The organism is Massilia sp. HP4, from assembly GCF_005222695.1.
Classification (GTDB): domain Bacteria; phylum Pseudomonadota; class Gammaproteobacteria; order Burkholderiales; family Burkholderiaceae_D; genus Telluria.
In genome coordinates, this window is sequence record NZ_STGG01000012.1 from 146,385 (window position 1) to 163,758 (window position 17,374).

The 17,374-nt window shown below is 65.0% G+C and carries 17 protein-coding genes; 13 read left to right on the forward strand and 4 right to left on the reverse strand.

Features of this window, described 5'->3' with window-relative positions:
• Positions 1-61 precede the first annotated feature (61 nt).
• The gene (locus tag E8M83_RS06060) at positions 62-1,711 is read right to left on the reverse strand and encodes an SEL1-like repeat protein (RefSeq protein WP_137172471.1); all 1,650 of its coding nucleotides are present in this window, start codon (positions 1,709-1,711) and stop codon (positions 62-64) included.
• A 512-nt stretch (positions 1,712-2,223) separates the two neighbouring features.
• On the opposite strand from E8M83_RS06060, the gene E8M83_RS06065 reads away from it, so the two are divergent.
• From E8M83_RS06065 to E8M83_RS06125, 13 genes are all read left to right on the forward strand, one after another.
• Positions 2,224-3,273, forward strand: coding sequence for a porin (locus tag E8M83_RS06065; RefSeq protein ID WP_137172472.1), 1,050 nt, complete (start codon positions 2,224-2,226; stop codon positions 3,271-3,273).
• Between the two features lie 207 nt (positions 3,274-3,480).
• Positions 3,481-4,761 carry a porin gene (locus E8M83_RS06070; RefSeq protein ID WP_137172473.1) on the forward strand — a complete coding sequence of 427 codons (1,281 nt, stop codon included), beginning with the start codon at positions 3,481-3,483 and terminating at the stop codon, positions 4,759-4,761.
• Positions 4,762-4,877: 116 nt separating this feature from the next.
• A complete protein-coding gene (locus E8M83_RS06075; protein WP_137172474.1) occupies positions 4,878-5,543 on the forward strand; it encodes a DUF484 family protein in 666 nt (221 codons plus the stop codon).
• Between the two features lie 10 nt (positions 5,544-5,553).
• The gene (gene xerC, locus E8M83_RS06080; RefSeq protein WP_137172475.1) at positions 5,554-6,480 is read left to right on the forward strand and encodes a tyrosine recombinase XerC; all 927 of its coding nucleotides are present in this window, start codon (positions 5,554-5,556) and stop codon (positions 6,478-6,480) included.
• A 142-nt stretch (positions 6,481-6,622) separates the two neighbouring features.
• Complete coding sequence (locus E8M83_RS06085; RefSeq protein ID WP_137172476.1) at positions 6,623-7,681, forward strand: GTP-binding protein; 1,059 nt, start codon at positions 6,623-6,625, stop codon at positions 7,679-7,681.
• Between the two features lie 262 nt (positions 7,682-7,943).
• Positions 7,944-8,390 carry an RNA polymerase-binding protein DksA gene (gene dksA / locus E8M83_RS06090; protein WP_137172477.1) on the forward strand — a complete coding sequence of 149 codons (447 nt, stop codon included), beginning with the start codon at positions 7,944-7,946 and terminating at the stop codon, positions 8,388-8,390.
• 258 nt (positions 8,391-8,648) lie between these two features.
• Positions 8,649-9,947, forward strand: a complete 1,299-nt coding sequence (locus tag E8M83_RS06095; protein ID WP_170976708.1) for an STAS domain-containing protein — start codon at positions 8,649-8,651, stop codon at positions 9,945-9,947.
• A gap of 129 nt (positions 9,948-10,076) precedes the next feature.
• Positions 10,077-10,613: an ATP-dependent protease subunit HslV gene (gene hslV / locus E8M83_RS06100; RefSeq protein WP_137172479.1), complete on the forward strand. Its 537-nt coding sequence runs from the start codon at positions 10,077-10,079 to the stop codon at positions 10,611-10,613.
• 13 nt (positions 10,614-10,626) lie between these two features.
• Positions 10,627-11,967, forward strand: coding sequence for an ATP-dependent protease ATPase subunit HslU (hslU, locus tag E8M83_RS06105; RefSeq protein ID WP_137172480.1), 1,341 nt, complete (start codon positions 10,627-10,629; stop codon positions 11,965-11,967).
• Positions 11,968-11,988: 21 nt separating this feature from the next.
• Positions 11,989-12,192, forward strand: a complete 204-nt coding sequence (locus E8M83_RS06110; protein ID WP_137172481.1) for a hypothetical protein — start codon at positions 11,989-11,991, stop codon at positions 12,190-12,192.
• A gap of 132 nt (positions 12,193-12,324) precedes the next feature.
• Entirely contained in the window at positions 12,325-12,507 is a 183-nt protein-coding gene (locus E8M83_RS06115) for a type II toxin-antitoxin system HicA family toxin (RefSeq protein ID WP_137172482.1), read from the forward strand.
• Positions 12,508-12,544: 37 nt separating this feature from the next.
• A complete protein-coding gene (locus tag E8M83_RS06120) occupies positions 12,545-12,958 on the forward strand; it encodes a type II toxin-antitoxin system HicB family antitoxin (RefSeq protein WP_137172483.1) in 414 nt (137 codons plus the stop codon).
• 198 nt (positions 12,959-13,156) lie between these two features.
• Positions 13,157-13,888 (forward strand): helix-turn-helix domain-containing protein, encoded by a 732-nt coding sequence (locus E8M83_RS06125; protein WP_137172484.1) that lies wholly within the window; start codon positions 13,157-13,159, stop codon positions 13,886-13,888.
• Positions 13,889-13,942: 54 nt separating this feature from the next.
• Here E8M83_RS06125 and E8M83_RS06130 read toward each other — a convergent pair whose 3' ends face one another.
• The 3 genes from E8M83_RS06130 to gspE are packed head-to-tail and all read right to left on the reverse strand — an operon-like array spanning position 13,943 to position 17,365.
• Complete coding sequence (locus E8M83_RS06130; protein WP_229491431.1) at positions 13,943-14,671, reverse strand: hypothetical protein; 729 nt, start codon at positions 14,669-14,671, stop codon at positions 13,943-13,945.
• Between the two features lie 20 nt (positions 14,672-14,691).
• Positions 14,692-15,912, reverse strand: coding sequence for a type II secretion system inner membrane protein GspF (gene gspF / locus E8M83_RS06135; RefSeq protein ID WP_137172486.1), 1,221 nt, complete (start codon positions 15,910-15,912; stop codon positions 14,692-14,694).
• Positions 15,913-15,943: 31 nt separating this feature from the next.
• Entirely contained in the window at positions 15,944-17,365 is a 1,422-nt protein-coding gene (gspE, locus tag E8M83_RS06140; protein ID WP_137172487.1) for a type II secretion system ATPase GspE, read from the reverse strand.
• Positions 17,366-17,374 lie beyond the last annotated feature (9 nt).

Below are 17,374 nucleotides of genomic sequence, written 5' to 3' on the forward strand. Positions count from 1 at the left end.
TCAAGTCACCTATGTGCAGCAACCATTCATGTTCCAGTTGGCGCCTTCCACGCCTCGGCGCTCATGCAGCCAGCTCGATGTCGCCCCCGCCATCGTCGTCGTTGCCGGGCATCGCCACATTGAGCAGGGTGCGCAACCGGTACAGGCGCTGCCGGTAGTTTCCTTCAGGCCCGGTCGGGCCGCAGTCGACCTGTTCGAACAGGCGCACGATGCGGTCCAGCGCCTCGCGCTGCTGCGTCGATTCGACCATCACCAGCCGCCGCTTGCTGCGGCCGTAGCTGGCGCGGATGTCGATGACCAGGCAATGGCCCTGGTCGGCGGCGCCCACGTCGAGCAACAGCGCCTCGGCGCGCGAGAGATCGAACAGCGCCGCCAGCTCGATGCGCGCGGCCAGCAGCGGATGCGCCGCCAGCGCGTCGGCGTGGCTGGCCAGCAGCCGGCCGGTCTCGGTATACGGCGCGCTGGCGGCGCGCGGCGCGATCTTGCGCAACAGTTCCACGGCCTCTGGGGAGCCCTGGGCCGCCGCCTTCTGCAACCAGTACACGGCGCGCACGTCGTTGCTCTCGTTTTCGCGGCGCGCGCGCCAGGCATTGTGGCCGCACTCGAGCTGGGCGTCGCGGTATCCCATCTCGGCGGCCCGTTCCAGGTAGCGCTGGGCGTCGGCCACGTTTCGCTGCGAAAACTCGGGCTTGATATAGATGCGCGACAGCGCATACCAGGCCTCGGCCAGGCCTTGCTCTCCCGCCAGCGTGAGCCAGCGGATCGCCTTCTTGAAATTGGCCACCGGGGCGCTGCCCGCCTGGGCATTGACCGGGCAAGCGCCGCTGGCGCAACGCCGGCCGTCGACCCGCATGCGCGCATGGCGCAGGCCCAGCGCCAGCTGGGCGTGGCAGTCGTGCTCGGCCGCGGCGAGTTCCCAGAACACGGCCGGTTCGCCCGGCCGGCAGACCGCGGCCACGGCGCCGGCGTCCAGTGCCGGCAGGCCGCTCACGCCGTCGAGCGCCGGATCGAGCAGACGCGCGCAGCACGACAGCAGCGTGATCTCGTCGGGTGCGAAACGGCGCATCTCGCCCTGTTCGCCGCGCTCGTTCACCAGCGCGCGTGCCTGCGGCAAGGCGCGGCCAAGGTAGTCGTCCCAGCGCCGCGCCGCCCAAGCCGCGTCGAGGGCGGCGTATTGCGCGCTGCCGGCGCCAGGCTGGCGCCCGTCGGGGTCAGGCGAACGCGCTGGCGTGCGCCCGGTGGCGCCTGGCGTGTCGGCCTTGGGCGCCGGCGCCCGCGTTGCAGGCTGGGTTTGCTTACCCTGGCGTTGCGACAGCATCCACTGCGCATGCTGGAAACCCGCGCGCGCCGCGTCCTCGAGCGCCCGCACCGCCTTCGGCTGCTGCTGGGCCGCCGCCGGCGCTGCATCGAGCACCAGCTGGGCGAATACCAGGCCGGCATGCAGGCTGCCGTCGTCGTAGGCGCGCTCGTACCACTGGGCGACTGCGGCTGCGTTGCGCTGAGCTAGTTCAAGAGGAATATGGTTGCCGATCAACTGCCATGCTGGTGGACAGTCTTGCCGGGCCGCACGTTCGAGCCAGTGCAGGGCCGTCGGCAGGCTCTGCGGGAGTCCGGCGCTGCCGAACAAATACAGCTTGCCCAGCTCCAGCTGGGCCGCCACCTGCCCGGCGCGGGCGTTGCGAATGATCGCCAGTTCTTCGCGGTTAGCCATCGTTGGAATACAGTAAAAAAGTGAATCGGCAACACGCAACGGCGACGGCATGACGACCGGTCTGCCCCAAGGCGCACCGGCCTGGCGAGCTTGCCAATATACAAGGTATTGACAAGCCCTGTCGTCCCCCGTGTGTAGAGGCCAAAGTCTAAGCCGCGGACACCAGCGATTCGATTCGATTCTGGGCTGAGTTGAGCCGGCGCAAAGCAGAGTCAAACGGATGAAACCGGCCCTGCTGGACGCACATCAAGGGCTAGCGCTCGTGGCCGCCTTACCGAGAAACGCCGTCATTCCTGTCCCGGATGCGAAAAACCCGGGATTTGTTACACGCATGATGAAGCGCGTTTCAAAAATACAACAGCACAATTGGATTTATTGGCGATCTACCAAGCCTGCCGCTGATAATCGACCGAATAGCTGGTCCTGAAGTTTGAAACAATCAAGGTGACGAAGCGGCGTCCGTCTTGCCAACGGGCCGATTGCACGCGTTATCCTGATGCGGGGAAAAATCGATGAAGAAATCCCTCCTGGCCGTCGCACTGCTTGGTGCTTGCGCCGGTGCGGCCCATGCGCAGGGTTCGGTGCAAGTCTACGGCAACCTCGATGCCGGCATCGTCAAGCGCAGCGGCCAGGACGTGAGCATCGGCAAGCGCGCCGCCAATACCCTTGGCTTTCGCGGCACCGAAGACCTGGGCAATGGTTTCAAGGCCCTGTTCCACATTGAGATGCGGTACGAGCCGGATACCGGCAGCAGCGAAGTCGGCCCCGATGGCAACCGGCGCGCGCTGTTCCAGGGCCAGAGCCGGGTCGGCCTGCAGGGCGGCTTCGGCACGCTGCGCATCGGCCGCGGCCTGACCCCGTTCCACGAAACCATCGGCAACTTCGAACCCTTTCATGCGATCCCGACCGAGGGCGGCTTCCATACCGATCTGAGCGTCGCCGGCTACAGCTCGCAGCCGCTCGATCCGGTAGGCGCTTCCGGCAACCGCTGGTCGAACGCCGTCTGGTACAACTCGCCGGTCGTCAATGGCTTCCAGCTCAATACCGCGCTCGCGACCAAGGAAAGCAATGGCGGCGTCGCCATCATCGGCCGCGGCAGCGCCGGTGCGCCGCAATACCCGGCCGGCGCCGAAGCGTCGGCCAATCCGTTCTCGGTCTCGGCCACCTACAGCCACGGCCCGGCCGCCCTGATGGCGGCATATGAGCGCAATGCGATCGAATCGAAGGTCTGGTCGGTCGGCGCCTCGGTCCAGGCCACCCCTGGGCTCAAGCTCATGGGCACGTTCACCCGGCTCGACGAAGACCATACCCGCCTGCTCAATACGGACACCCGGTCGTGGGTGCTGGGCGCCAACTACACCTTCGGTCCTGGCAAATTTTTAGCGGGCTATGGCCAGAAAGACAGCGACGGACTGGAGAAGGTCAGGCAATTGTCGCTGGGGTATGAATACAGCCTGTCCAAACGCACCTATCTCTATATTGACGCCTCGCGCAAGAAGGGACTGCGGAACAATCCGGCCACGGTCAACCAGTACGACATCGGCATCCACCACACGTTCTGACGCCAGGTTTTTCTCTCATCCTTCCTGCATGGACGCTCCCGGGAACAGGCCGGAAACGCAGCTTATTGCCCGTTCATGTCGTGTTTTCACAACGACATCTCCTCCTCTGCGATTTCGCGAACGAGCGTTCTGTACAGTGCGCAAGGGCAATGGCATATTGGAGAAGCGAGCTCATGCATCGCCCCAAGAAAATAATATGGAGACACGATGAAGAAAAGCCTGATCGCCGCCCTGCTCGGCGCTACGTTTGCATGCTCCGCCCTGGCCCAGACCAGCGTCCAGATCTACGGCATCGCCGATGCCGGCGTGATGTGGCAAAAAGGCGGACCGACCAAGGTCTATAGTGGCGGTGCCGATGGCTCCCGCCTCGGTATCCGGGGCAGCGAAGACCTGGGCAACGGCTACAAGGCCATCTTCAATCTCGAGGCCCGGGTCGAACTCGACAACGGCTCGCAGCAGCCGGCCCTGATGAACGATAATCCCGGCCGCTACCTGCTGCGCGGCATGGAACAGATTCCGCAAGCCATCCGCGACCGCCTGCAGGCGACGATCCAACCGCCGGGCGCACCGGCCGTCAACCAGGAAAAAGCCCTGTTCGACCGCACCGCGATGGTCGGCCTGATCACCCCGATCGGCGCCATCATGCTGGGCCGCATGTACACCCCGGGCTACGAGGTGTTCAATATGGCCGACGCCTTCGAATCGGGCACCGCCGGCACCTGGGGCCACGTCACGGGAGGCACCGCCGGCTTCACCGCCCTGGGCGCCGACATCCGCTCGCAAGAGGCGATCCAGTACCGTATCGCCCTGCCGAACGGCCTGGGCGGCTCGGTGATGTATGGCGCGCGCAATTCCGGCTACCTCGGCCGCTACAAGAAATTCCGCGCCGGTGCCATCACCTACAAGGCCAACGGCTTCGATGTCGGCGTCGGCTACAACCACGGCTACGACCTCCAGAACCGTCCGAGCCTGCGCACCCTGACGGTGGGCGGCTCCTATACCCTGGGCGAGAGCTGGAAATTCTTCGCCGGCTTCCACAGCCAGCGCAACCAGAATTCCGCGCTGCTGCCGGACTATTTGGGCGGCTGGGACCAGGCGGTGGTACCGGCGCTGGTCGCGCAAGGCATTCCGGTTCCGGTCCAGCAGGGCCTGCGCGCGATCTTCGCGACCAACATCAGCGCCAACACCCAGCAGGACGCCAACAGCTACCAGGTCGGCGCACATTACAAGATCGGCAACGGCCGCATCGTGGCCTCGTACGCGCACCAGAACGACCGCACGGCATCGAACAGCGACGCCAACCTGTATGCGGTCGGCTACAACTATTACCTGTCCAAGCGTACCGACCTGTACACGGCGCTGGCCTTCATCAAGAACGACAACGAGGCGCAGTATTCGCCGGGCACCTCGGGCAACCCGGGCGGCTTCACCGAAGCGCCGGGCGCCGACGGCCGCGCCCTGCAGATGGGCATCCGTCACCGCTTCTGACGGCTTTCGGGCACGATCGAGACGCCTTCGGGCGTCTTTTTTGTTATATCTTAAAACTTCGGCACCATGCCCGCGTCGGGTAAAATGCTTCGATTCTTTCCACCACCCAATTCCCCATGAGCATCGCCCCACTGGACGCCAACACTGTCGCGCAATACCTGATCGATCACCCGCAATTCTTCCAGGAGCACGCCGGCCTGCTGGGCGAAGTGAAACTGTCGAGCCCCCTCACCGGCCGCGCCGTGTCGCTGCAGGAACGGCAGATGGAAGTGATGCGCGATAAATTCCGTGCGCTCGAACTGCGCCTGTCGGACCTGTCGCGCCGCGCCGAGGAAAACGCCGGCATCGCCAACCGCTTCCACGCCTGGACCCAGGCCTTGCTGGTCTCCAAGGGCGGCGCGGCCATGGCGCGCGACCTGGCCGACGGCCTGCGCACCCATTTCATCGTGCCGCAAGTGACCCTGCGTCTGTGGAATGTAGCGCCGGAATTTGCCGGCGAATGGTTCGCCCAGGGCGTGTCGGACGATGCGCGCATCTTCGCCAACAGCCTGCGCGCGCCGTATTGCGGCCCGAACAACGATTTCGAGGCGGTGCGCTGGCTCGACGATGCCGATGCGATCCGCTCGACCGTGATGCTGCCGCTGGGCCAACCGGGCCAGAGTGTCGGCCTGCTGGTGCTGGGCTCGCCCGATCCGGCGCGCTTCACGACCGCGATGTCGACCGATTTCCTGGTCCACATCGCCGCCACCTCGACCACCGCGCTGGCGCCGCTGCGCGCCTGAGCCAGGGGCCATGGACTGGGTCGCGCGCTACCTGGGCGAGCTGGCCACCGGGCGCCAGCTGTCGGCGCACACGGTCGCCGCCTACCGCCGCGACCTGGCCGAGCTCGCAAGGCTGGCCGGCCACGACGACTGGCCCAGGCTGACCCATGTCGACATTCGCCGCTACGCCGCCAAGCTGCATGCCGGCGGCCAGTCGGCGCGCACGATCGCGCGCAAGCTGTCCGGCTGGCGCGGTTTCTATGCCTGGCTGTCGAACCAGACCCCGCTGGCGGCCAACCCGGTCGACGGCGTGCACGCCCCGAAACGCCCCCGGAGCCTGCCCAAGGCGCTGGCCGTCGACGATGCCGTGCAATTGATGGAAGCAAATACACGCGGCCACGCCGAACCCTTCGAGCTGTGCAACCGCGCCATGTTCGAGCTGCTGTATTCGAGCGGCCTGCGGGTATCGGAGCTGGCTGGGCTGGACCTCGCCTGGCAGGATGCACGCGCCGGCCAGCCGGCCTCGCTCGGCTGGCTCGACCTGCAGGCCGGCGAAGTGGTGGTCACCGGCAAGGGCAACAAGATGCGCCGGGTGCCGGTCGGCGGCCCGGCGCGCGAAGCGCTGGCGGCCTGGCTGGCGGTGCGTCCCGCGGCGCGCGACGGCAGCGCCGCCCTGTTCCTGTCGGCGCGCGATACCCGCATCTCGCCGCGCGTGGTGCAGGGCCGGCTCAAGCAGCATGCGCTGCGCGCCGGCACCCCGGTCCACGTGCATCCGCACGTGCTGCGCCACTCCTTCGCCTCGCACCTGCTGCAATCCTCGGGCGACTTGCGCGCGGTGCAGGAATTGCTCGGCCACGCCAGCATCACCTCGACCCAGATCTATACGGCATTGGACTTCCAGCACTTGTCGAAGGTGTATGATGCGGCCCATCCTCGCGCCAAGGCAAGTAAGGCCTGACGCAGGCGCGCCATTCCGGCCACATCTTCCAGTGGATGGTTTGAACTCGATCAACACCGAACACGCTTCATGGTGAGCTTGCAGGAATTGCGGCATAATCCCCCGGTTCTTTTGTCCAACCCCCAACACGAGTAGCGAACCAATGGACCTGATTCCCAGCACCATCCTGACCGGCTTCCTCGGCGCGGGCAAAACCACCCTGCTCAACCGCATCCTGCAAGAAGAGCATGGCATGCGCATCGCCGTCATCGAAAACGAGTTCGGGCAGGAGAATATTGACAACGAAATCCTGGTGCAGGATGCGAGCGAGCAAATCGTCGAGATGAACAACGGCTGCATCTGCTGCACCGTGCGCGGCGACCTGATCGTGGCCCTGAACAGCCTGGCGCAGAAACGCGCCGCCGGCGAGATCCAGTTCGACCGCGTGGTGATCGAAACCACTGGCCTGGCCAATCCGGGCCCGGTCGCCCAGACCTTCTTCGTCGACGAAGAAGTAGGCGCTAACTACCTGCTCGACGCCGTGGTCACCGTGGTCGACGCCCGCCATGCAATGGACCAGCTGACCCAGAACGAGGAAGCCCAGCGCCAGGTCGGCTTTGCCGACAAGATCCTGCTATCCAAGACCGACCTGGTCGATGCCGCCGCCGTCGAGGCGCTCAAGACGCGCCTGCACCGCATCAACCCGCGCGCCCCGATCGCGACCAGCGACTTCGGCCGGGCGCCGATTTCGGATGTGCTCGACCTGCGCGGCTTCAACCTGAACGACAAGCTGGAACTGGACCCCGACTTCCTGAAAGTCGAAGAGGACCACGATCACGACCATGATCACGATCACGCCCACTGCGGCCACGACCATGCGCATGGCGAAGCCTGCAACCACGACCACCACCACGGCCACCACACGGACGACATCGCCGCCTTCGTGTTCAAGAGCGAGCGTGCCTTCGATCCCGAGCGCCTGGAGCAATTCCTCGGCAGCCTGGTGCAGGTATTCGGGCCGCAAATGTTGCGCTATAAAGGCGTGCTGCGGATGGAAGGCGTGGACCGCAAGGTCGTGTTCCAGGGCGTACACCAAATCATGGGTAGCGACGTCGGGCCGAAATGGGGCGAAAACGAGACGCCTGCCACCAAGATGGTGTTTATTGGCAAGAATTTACCAAAAGACGTATTTGTCCGCGGACTTGAACAATGTTTGGTATAAACTACATCGGTTTGACCGGCTCGGTTAAGGACGCATGACGACTGCTGCGACAGTTTGTCGCAGCCTACTCGCCGGACGGACCGGTGCGCTATATACTAGCCGCCAGCCTGCTGTAGCGAACTGTCCTTGCTGCATATGCGGCGCGGCCAGAGATGGGATGGCGCCAGGTCGCCATCAAGGAAGCTTGTCCCGATGCACACCTTAATCGGTTGCAAAATTGACAAGCTGATAAAATGAAAACCTCTGTCGTATCGAAGGCATCATGACTAAAACAACGAAACCGAATACCGCCCCCGAAGAACGCCTCCTGACGGAAGAAGAGATTCGGGCGATGGGCGATGACGACTACATGAATCCGGCCCAGCTCGCGTTCTTCAAGAACCGCCTGCAGGAACTCGAGAAGGAACTGCTGAAGAACGCCGGCGAAACCACGGAACACCTGCGCGAAACCGTCCTGGTTCCCGACCCGGCCGACCGGGCGACGATCGAGGAAGAGCACGCGCTCGAACTGCGCACCCGTGACCGTGAACGCAAGCTGCTCAAGAAAGTCCAGCAATCGATCCAGTCGATCGACGGCGGCGAATACGGCTGGTGCGAAGAAACCGGCGAACCGATCGGCATCCCGCGCCTGATCGCCCGCCCGACCGCCACGCTGTCGCTGGAAGCCCAGCAGCGCCGTGAGCTGAAGCAAAAACTGTACGGCGACTGATTTATCGCCGCGCCCACCAAAAAAGCATGCGACCCTTCGCATGCTTTTTTTGTTTGCACGTCCGTTGCGCCGACAGGGCCGCGCACGGTTCAAGCGCCATGCGGTCTGTCCGTTTCCCTTCGGATACACTAACGCTGGCGGCGTGCGCACAGCATGCATGCGCAGGGTTCGTGCTATGGTCTGGCACGTCTGGCCTAATTGACAACGGTGAGCATGGGGCTTTTCTCCTTCCTGAAGAGAAAGAACGATACGGCGGAAATGCGCGACTGGCCGCCGCCCGAGTCGCGCCTGCGCGGCGAGCCGTCGCGCAGGCGAGACGAGCCATCGCGCCTGCGAGACGAGCCATCGCGCCTGCGAGACGAGCCATCGCGCCTGCGAGACGAGCCATCGCGCCTGGACACCGAGGCCGAGCGCGAGCGCCAGCGCGAGATCGCGCGCGCCACCGCCGCCAAGATCGACGAGATCGAGCTCGAATTCGCTGCCGACATGTTCGACGACGAGCCGGCCTGGGGCAGCGCCGCGCGCCGCCCGGCCAACGGCGCCGTGCACCCGGAGCACGACCTCCCGGACCAGGCCGCGGCGCCCGCCAGCGCGCCGGCGGTCGACGAAAGCGCCATCCTGTACGCCAACGGCCAGGCGGGCGCTGCCGAGCAACTGCTGCGCGCCTCGCTGCCGACCCTGGGCCACGCCGAGCGCCTGCCATGGTGGATGCTGTTCGACCTGTACCAGGCCGATGGCCGCGAAGACGCTTTCGAGAGCGTGGCCATCGACTACGCCAGCCATTTCGAGACCTCGCCGCCGGCCTGGAAACCGCTGCCGGCGGCGCTGGATACGACCCGTGCCCATGCCGGCCTGGCGACGGCCGAAACCTTCGGCCCCATGCTTGACGCCACCGTCGCGCCGCGCCTGGAGCGCGTGCTGGAGGCGACGGCGCCGCTCGTGCGCCTCGATTTCGGCCGGGTCACGGCGATCGACGCCGACGGCGCCGCCTGCCTGCTGGCGGCGCTGCAAGACCTGCGCCGTCAACAGACCGGCGGACGCGAGCTGGTGCTGGCCGGCGCCGACACCCTGCTCGCCACCCTGCGCCCGATGCTGGTCATCGGCCAGCGCGGCGCCAGCCCGGCGCCGTGGCTGTTGCTGCTCGAGCTGCTGCTATTGACCCACCGCGAAAAACAGTTCGAGGAAGCGGCGATGGATTACTGCGTCACCTACGAGGTGTCGCCGCCCTCCTTCGAAGCCCCGCTCCACGTGTCCACCGCCGCGCCGGCACCGGGCCACGGTGACCGCTTCATGCTGCCGGCGCTCGTGAGCGGCGCGGATGGAAGCCTGCTGGCGGCCATCGATGCCTACGCCGAGGGGCGCGAGACGCTGGTGCTGGATTGCTCGCGGCTGGCGCGCATCGACTACGCCGGCGCCGGCAGCCTGCTGGCGCGGCTGGATGCGCATGCCGCCGCCGGACGCGCGGTCGAGCTGCGCGAACTGAACCATCTCGTCGCCGCCCTGCTGCGCCTGCTCGGCGCCGGCGATGGCGTGCGGCTTTATCCGCACCGATACTAGCTCGCGATTAGCCGTCAGCCGTCAGCCGCTACCGGCGCGCACTTGGCTTCGAGCATTTAAGGCAGAGCTAATCTTGCAATCGCGCGCACGATCCCCACCTGCTGTTGGCTAGAACATCACGAGGTCAAAATGGAACAATTTCACGGTACAACCATCGTCAGTGTGCGGCGCGGCAACCAGGTCGCGCTGGGCGGCGATGGCCAGGTCACGCTGGGCAATGTGGTCATGAAGGGCTCGGCGCGCAAGGTGCGCAAGCTGTACCAGGGCAAGGTCTTGTGCGGATTCGCCGGCGGCACCGCCGACGCGTTCACGCTGCTGGACCGCTTCGAAGGCAAACTGGAAAAACACCAGGGCAACCTGCTGCGCGCCTCGGTCGAGCTGGCCAAGGACTGGCGCACCGACCGCGTGCTGCGCCGCCTGGAAGCGATGCTGCTGGTGGCCGACCGCGAGTCGACCCTGATCATCACGGGCAACGGCGACGTGCTGGAACCGGAAGACGGCATCGGCGCCATCGGTTCGGGCGGCATCTACGCCCAGTCGGCCGCCAAGGCGCTGTACGAGAACACCGACATGGCCCCAAGCGAGGTCGTCAAGAAGGCGCTCACCATCGCCGGCGAACTGTGCATCTACACGAATATGTCCCACATCATCGAGACCCTGGATTGATATGAGCAGCATCATGAACATGACCCCACCGGAAATCGTGTCCGAACTCGACAAGCATGTGGTCGGCCAGGGCAAGGCCAAGAAGGCCGTCGCCATCGCCCTGCGCAACCGCTGGCGCCGCCAGCAGGTCGACGAAAGCCTGCGCTACGAGATCACGCCCAAGAACATCCTCATGATCGGCCCCACGGGCGTGGGCAAGACCGAGATCGCGCGCCGCCTGGCCAAGCTGGCCGATGCGCCCTTCATCAAGATCGAGGCGACCAAGTTCACCGAGGTGGGCTATGTCGGCCGCGACGTCGACACCATCATCCGCGACCTGATCGACATCGGCGTCAAGCAGACCCGCGCCAGCGAGGCAAAAAAGGTGCGCCAGCGCGCCGAGGACGCGGCCGAAGACCGCATCATCGACATCCTGGTGCCGCCGGCGCGCGACTTCGGCTTCAACGCCAGCAATGGCAATGGCGATCCAAAAGAGGGGGAAGCCACGCGCCAGACCTTCCGCAAGCGTCTGCGCGAAGGATCGCTCGACGACCGCGAGATCGAGATCGAGGTGGCGGAAGCTGCGCCGCAGATGGAAATCATGGCGCCGCCGGGCATGGAAGAAATGACCGAACAGATCAAGTCGATGTTCGCCGGCGTGGGCAATGCGCGCAAGAAGGCGCGCAAGCTCAAGATCAAGGACGCGATGAAGCTGCTGGTCGACGAAGAGGCCGCCAAGCTGATCAACGAAGACGAACTCAAGCAGAAGGCGATCGCCAACGTCGAGCAGAACGGCATCGTGTTCCTGGACGAGATCGACAAGATCGCAACCCGTTCCGAACACGGCGGCGCCGACGTCTCGCGCGCCGGCGTGCAGCGCGACCTGCTGCCGCTGGTCGAGGGCACGACGGTGAACACCAAGTACGGCATGATCAAGACCGATCACATCCTGTTCATCGCCTCGGGCGCGTTCCACCTGGCCAAGCCGTCGGACCTGATCCCGGAACTGCAGGGCCGCTTCCCGATCCGCGTCGAACTCGAATCGCTGTCGATCGACGATTTCAAGAGCATCCTGACCTCGACCCACGCCAGCCTGACCAAGCAGTACGAGGCGCTGCTGGCGACCGAGGGCGTCAAGATCGAGTTCGTCGACGAAGGCATCCACCGCCTGGCCGAGATCGCGTTCTCGGTCAACGAGCGCACCGAGAACATCGGCGCGCGCCGCCTGTACACGGTAATGGAAAAGCTGCTCGAGGAAATCTCGTTCAGCGCCGGGTCCGAGAAGGACCAGATGGTGCGGATCGACGCGGCCTATGTCAATGAACGGCTCGACGCGCTGGCGGTTAACGAAGACCTGTCGCGCTACGTGCTGTAATAATTTTCCCCGGAGTCCCGCATGGCGAACAAGGCATTGGCGACACGGCAAAAGATGCGGCTGCGGGTCGAACCCTCGCAGCAGTTCGGCAAGCCGCGCAATCCGATTGCCGCGCTGGCCAAGGCACGTGCGGCCGGGCCGCATGCCAAGCCCTTGTCGAGCGAGCGGCATCAAGCGAAGCGGGTGCTCAAGAAGGTCAAGCTGGTGGCGGACGACGATGACTGAGTCCGCATTCGTGCTGTAAACATTTCTCCTTCGCGGGCACTTCGGTGCCCGCTTTTTTACGACCAATCACACATCACGCGACATTCGTGTGTAAAATTACACACACCAAGACGCAAACGTGAAGGAATCCTGATGGATTCAAGAACCTTGATTCGGATGCTGACCGCGGCAGGGTGGCATGAGGTTCGTATAGCCGGAAGCCATCACACCTTCAAACACCCCGACCGTATGCTGATTCTCACGGTGCCTCATCCAAAGAAAGATTTGCCGATTGGGACGGTGAATGGCATTCTCAAGAAAGCTGGATTACGGTAGGCCGGTCTCCGCGACCTTTTACATGATGGGATTAAAAATGGAAATGCCAATCGCAATTCACAAGGATGAAAATAGCGTTTATGGCGTGACAGTTCCTGATGTCCAAGGATGTTATTCCTGGGGTGAGACGATCGACGATGCAATCAAGAACGCCAAGGAGGCGATCTACAGCCATTATGAAGTCTTGGCGGAGAGCGGCGAGCCCCTGGATTTCAAGACCTCGAAGATCCAGGATCTTGTTTCCAATGAAGAATTCTTTGGGGCGATCTGGGCTTTGGTGGATATCGATGCGTCAAAGTTCGACTCCAAGCCCGAAAGGATTAATATTTCCATTCCGCGTTTCGTCTTGAAGAAAATCGATAGCTTTGCAGAAGCGAGACACGAAACCCGCAGCGGATTCATCTCGCGCGCAGCTTTGGCAATGATTGCCGAGGAAACCGAGCACGCGTAGTCACCAAACTCCTCGCCCCGCGTCCGCTCAACGCGGGGACTTCCGTCGCTGGGCGCTGTCCAGCGACGTCAGGACTCACAATCCTGCACTCCACCTTGTTCCGGCTATTCATCGGCGCTGGATGCCATTCGTCGCATGCGCCTTGTTCGCGCCCTTGTTCAACGGTAGAGTCAGCCGTCGTCATTCATCACTGGACCCATGAGCTCACCCGACCTGATCCTCGACGCCCTGCGCGCCCGGCTGCGCGCGGCTGGCATTACCTACAAGCTGCTGGCCGAACGCATCGGCGTGAGCGAATCGAGCGTGAAGCGCATGTTCGGGCAAAAAGACATGGCGCTGTCGCGGCTGGCCGAGATTTGCCAGGCCACCGGCATCCCGCTGGAAGAACTGCTGCGCGGCGCCCTCGATACCCGGCCCCGGCTCGACGCGCTGAGCCTGCCGCAAGAGCGTTCGCTGGTGGCCAATCCGCGCCTGCTCCTGATGGCAATCTGCTGCCTCGGTCACTGGAATGTGGAACAGGTGATCGAGACCTATCAGCTGGGCGAAGCCGAATGCATCACCCTGCTCGCCGAACTCGACCGGCTGGGACTGATCGAACTCAAGCCGCTGAACCGCTACCAGCTGCGGGTGTCGAACGCATTCCGCTGGCTGCCGGATGGGCCGGTGCAGCAGTTCTTCCGCGCGCATGTGGTAGAGGATTATTTTGCCGGGCGCTTCGATGGCGCGGGCGAGACGCTGATGTGCCTGCCGGCGCGGCTGTCACCAGCCAGTGCACAAGAACTGTCGCTCAAGATCGAGCACCTGGCGGCAGAATTGGCACGGCTGCACCTGAACGACCGGCGCCTGCCGGCCGCCGAGCGCGATGGCTATACCTTGCTGCTGGGGTTCAGGTCATGGGAACTGGCGGCATTCACGGCGCTGCGGCGCTAAATGCACGATAGACGTCGATGCCAGTGGCGGCGGCGCCGGGTCGCGGCGCCAGGATTATTGGGTGATTGGCTGCTGGGTCTGGTTGACCGGCACGGCATTCGGCGGCATTTGCGGCTGACTCATTGGCTGAGTGGTCTGCGGCTGGTTGATCAGCTCGGCCGGCGGTGCATTCGGATCGACGTCCGGATCCATCTGCGGTTCGGGCACCACCTGCGCGTTTTCTGGCGTGGTCGGCGTGCCCTGGGGTCCACCGCCCGGCGGCGGCCGGTTCATCATCGTGGGCGGCGCGCTGACCACGCCCGGTGCGGTCTGCGGTTCCATGGCGGGCGGCGCACCCATCGCTTGCTGCTGCATCATGCGCGGCTCGGGCGGCATGATTGCCGTCGACTGGCCGGTATCGGGCGCCAGCTCCACCCGCTTCATCACGCCGCCATCCGACAGCATCACGTAGCGCCGGTGTACTTCGGCCACGGTCACGCCCGGCGCGATCTCGCGCCCGATGCGCACGGCCTTCGGCGGCTGGCCGTCGGCCACGAGAATCACCGCACTGTTGGCGCCGGCCGACACCACGCCGGTGAGCTGGAAGCTGGAGATCACGGCCGTCGGCTGGCCGCCGAACAGGGTGGCGGCAGCCTCGGGGCTCGGTGGAGGCTGGGTGGCGACCGGCGCCGCCGCCAACGGCCGCTGCTCGGGTTTGTACAGCTGCAGCACCCAGTAGGCGATCGAGGCCGCCAGCAGGATCAGGGCAAGCAGGCTGAGGAGAAGAGGCAAACGCTTGTTCATAGGGTTCAATGCCATCGTGATTACTGCACCAGCTGGTTGATTTCGATGATCGGCATCAGCACCGCCAGCACGATCAGCAGCACCACCAGGCCCATGGCCAGGATCAGCACCGGCTCGAGCAGGCCGGCGATGGTGAGCGTGCGGCGCTCGAGGTCGGCCTGCTGCGAATTGGCGGCGCGTTCGAGCATGGCCGGCAGTTCGCCGGTAATCTCGCCAGCGCGGATCATGTGCACCAGCATCGGCGGGAAATGTTTTTGCGCCGAGAGCGCGCGCGCCAGGCTCACGCCTTCGCGCACGCTGCCGGTGGCCTGCTCGACCAGCTCGCGCATCGCCACATTGGACAGGGTTTCGCGGCTGGTGTCGAGCGCGCGCAGGATCGGCACGCCGGAACCGGTAGTGATCGCCAGGGTGCTGGCAAAGCGCGCCGTATTCAGGCTGCGCTCGAACTTGCCGTAGACCGGGGCCGTCAGCAGCCAGGTATGCCAGCGCCGCTTGAGGTCGGGATTGCGCAGCGCACGCCGCCACAGCCAGAAGGCGCCGGCGATCAGGATCGCGCAATAGATGCCGTAGGCGCGCACGAAGTCGGACACGGCCAGCATGACGATGGTCAGGAACGGCAGCTTTTGTTTGGTATTGGCGAACACCGAGACGATCTGCGGCACCACATAGGTGAGCAGGAAGATCACGATCGCGAACGCGACCACGGTGACGATCGCAGGATAGGTAAACGCCAGGCGCACCTTTTGCACCAGGGCGTTGCGGCGCTCGATGTAGTCGGCCAGGCGCGACAGCACGCGCGACAATTGCCCGATCTGCTCGCCCGAGGCGACCAGCGCCCGGTAGATCTCGGCGAAGTCGCGCGGGTGGTGCGATAGCGCGGTGGAGAATGGCGAGCCGCCGATGACTTCGGAGCGGATCGAGGCGATCAGGTCGCGCATATAGGCGCGCTCGGCCTGCTCGAGCAGGGCGGTGAAGGCTTGCTCGAGCGGCAGGCCGGCCTCGAGCAGGCTGGCCAGCTGGCGCGTGAACAGCGCCAGCTCGTTTTGCGACAGGCGCTCGCCGAGGCCGCGCGCACGGGTGGCGCCGGAAGCGTCGACCTGGGCCGCGATGGCCTCGACCGAGAGGGGCGTGAGGCCTTGCGTGCGCAGGTCGGCGCGCGCCGCGCGCGGGCTGTCGGCATTGACCACGCCCTTGCGGGTGGCGCCCCCCAGGTCGACGGCCTCATAACGGAATGCCGGCATCAGTCAGGTCCCATCCTTGCAGTTCCCATCGCTAATCTTTCGTCACGCGCACGAGTTCGGCGCGGGTGGTGGTGCCGTCGGCCAGCCAGCGTTCGCCGTCGTCGCGCATGGTCTTCATGCCGGTGGCCAGCGCCGCATCGCGGATCTCGGCTTCGGAGGCACGGTTGTGGATCTGGGAACGGATCTGCTCGGTGGTTTCGAGCAGCTCGTAGACACCGACGCGGCCGTGGTAGCCCGTGTGGCCGCAACGCTCGCAACCGACCGCATGCCAGGTGGAGCCGTCGAAGGTCTTGCACTGCGAGCACAGTTTGCGCACGAGGCGCTGGGCCATCACGCCCAGCAGCGACGAGGACAGCAGGAACGGTTCGATGCCCATGTCCAGCAGCCGGGTGACGGCCGAGGCGGCGTCGTTCGTGTGCAGGGTCGCCAGCACCAGGTGACCGGTAAGCGAAGCCTGCACCGCGATCTGCGCCGTTTCCAGGTCGCGGATCTCGCCGATCATGATGACGTCGGGGTCTTGCCGCAGGATCGCGCGCAGGGCCTTGGCGAAGGTCATGTCGATGCGGGCATTGACCTGGGTCTGGCCGACGCCGTTCAGGTCGTACTCGATCGGGTCTTCCACCGTCATGATATTGGTGGTGGAAGCGTTCAGGCGCGACAGCGCCGCGTACAAGGTGGTGGTCTTGCCGGAACCGGTCGGGCCGGTCACCAGCACGATGCCGTGCGGCTGGTTGATCAGGCGGTCGAACTGCGGCAGCATACCGGGCGCCATGCCCAGGTGCGACAGGTCGAGCCGCCCTGCCTCTTTATCGAGCAGGCGCAGCACGGCGCGTTCGCCGTGGCCGGTCGGCAGGGTCGAGACGCGCACATCGACCGGTTTGCCGCCCACGCGCAGGGTGATGCGACCGTCTTGCGGCAGGCGTTTCTCGGCGATGTCGAGCTGCGACATGATCTTGATACGCGAGATCAGCGAGGCGTGGATCGCCTTTTTCGGGCGCACGATGTCGCGCAGCGCGCCGTCGATGCGAAAGCGCACGACGGACGTTTGCTCGAACGGCTCGATGTGGATGTCGGATGCGCCTTCGCGCAGCGATTGCGTGAGCAGCGCATTGATCATGCGGATCACCGGCGCGTCGTCGGACGATTCGAGCAGGTCTTCGATGGCGGGCACGTCTTGCAGCAGCTTGGTCAGGTCGAGGTCGGCGTCGAATTCGTCGACCACCTGCGACGCATCGCCGCCGCCGCCCGCATAGGCGCCGGCAATCGCCGCGTCGAGCTCGTCGCGGTCGAGGCGGCGCAGCTGGATGCGGCCGAAGCGGCGCGACACCTCGGCAATGGCGGCCGGCCGCGTGGCGCTGGAGACCAGCACTTCGACGCTCTGGCCCGGCTCGCCGTTACCGCGCGCCAGCACGCCATGGTCGCGGGCGAAGGCGTAGGGCAGCAGGTTGTTCATGATGTTGCG

What these genes read in the sequence shown, in the direction of transcription:
- E8M83_RS06075 (WP_137172474.1), top strand. Translation starts at nt 4,878, where the DNA reads ATGAGCATCGCCCCACTGGACGCCAACACTGTCGCGCAATACCTGATC.
- E8M83_RS06120 (WP_137172483.1), top strand. Translation starts at nt 12,545, where the DNA reads ATGGAAATGCCAATCGCAATTCACAAGGATGAAAATAGCGTTTATGGC.
- E8M83_RS06085 (WP_137172476.1), top strand. Translation starts at nt 6,623, where the DNA reads ATGGACCTGATTCCCAGCACCATCCTGACCGGCTTCCTCGGCGCGGGC.
- E8M83_RS06110 (WP_137172481.1), top strand. Translation starts at nt 11,989, where the DNA reads ATGGCGAACAAGGCATTGGCGACACGGCAAAAGATGCGGCTGCGGGTC.
- hslV (WP_137172479.1), top strand. Translation starts at nt 10,077, where the DNA reads ATGGAACAATTTCACGGTACAACCATCGTCAGTGTGCGGCGCGGCAAC.
- E8M83_RS06070 (WP_137172473.1), top strand. Translation starts at nt 3,481, where the DNA reads ATGAAGAAAAGCCTGATCGCCGCCCTGCTCGGCGCTACGTTTGCATGC.
- hslU (WP_137172480.1), top strand. Translation starts at nt 10,627, where the DNA reads ATGAACATGACCCCACCGGAAATCGTGTCCGAACTCGACAAGCATGTG.
- E8M83_RS06125 (WP_137172484.1), top strand. Translation starts at nt 13,157, where the DNA reads ATGAGCTCACCCGACCTGATCCTCGACGCCCTGCGCGCCCGGCTGCGC.
- xerC (WP_137172475.1), top strand. Translation starts at nt 5,554, where the DNA reads ATGGACTGGGTCGCGCGCTACCTGGGCGAGCTGGCCACCGGGCGCCAG.
- E8M83_RS06130 (WP_229491431.1), bottom strand. Translation starts at nt 14,671, where the DNA reads ATGAACAAGCGTTTGCCTCTTCTCCTCAGCCTGCTTGCCCTGATCCTG.
- E8M83_RS06060 (WP_137172471.1), bottom strand. Translation starts at nt 1,711, where the DNA reads ATGGCTAACCGCGAAGAACTGGCGATCATTCGCAACGCCCGCGCCGGG.
- dksA (WP_137172477.1), top strand. Translation starts at nt 7,944, where the DNA reads ATGACTAAAACAACGAAACCGAATACCGCCCCCGAAGAACGCCTCCTG.
- E8M83_RS06065 (WP_137172472.1), top strand. Translation starts at nt 2,224, where the DNA reads ATGAAGAAATCCCTCCTGGCCGTCGCACTGCTTGGTGCTTGCGCCGGT.
- E8M83_RS06115 (WP_137172482.1), top strand. Translation starts at nt 12,325, where the DNA reads ATGGATTCAAGAACCTTGATTCGGATGCTGACCGCGGCAGGGTGGCAT.
- gspF (WP_137172486.1), bottom strand. Translation starts at nt 15,912, where the DNA reads ATGCCGGCATTCCGTTATGAGGCCGTCGACCTGGGGGGCGCCACCCGC.
- gspE (WP_137172487.1), bottom strand. Translation starts at nt 17,365, where the DNA reads ATGAACAACCTGCTGCCCTACGCCTTCGCCCGCGACCATGGCGTGCTG.
- E8M83_RS06095 (WP_170976708.1), top strand. Translation starts at nt 8,649, where the DNA reads ATGCGCGACTGGCCGCCGCCCGAGTCGCGCCTGCGCGGCGAGCCGTCG.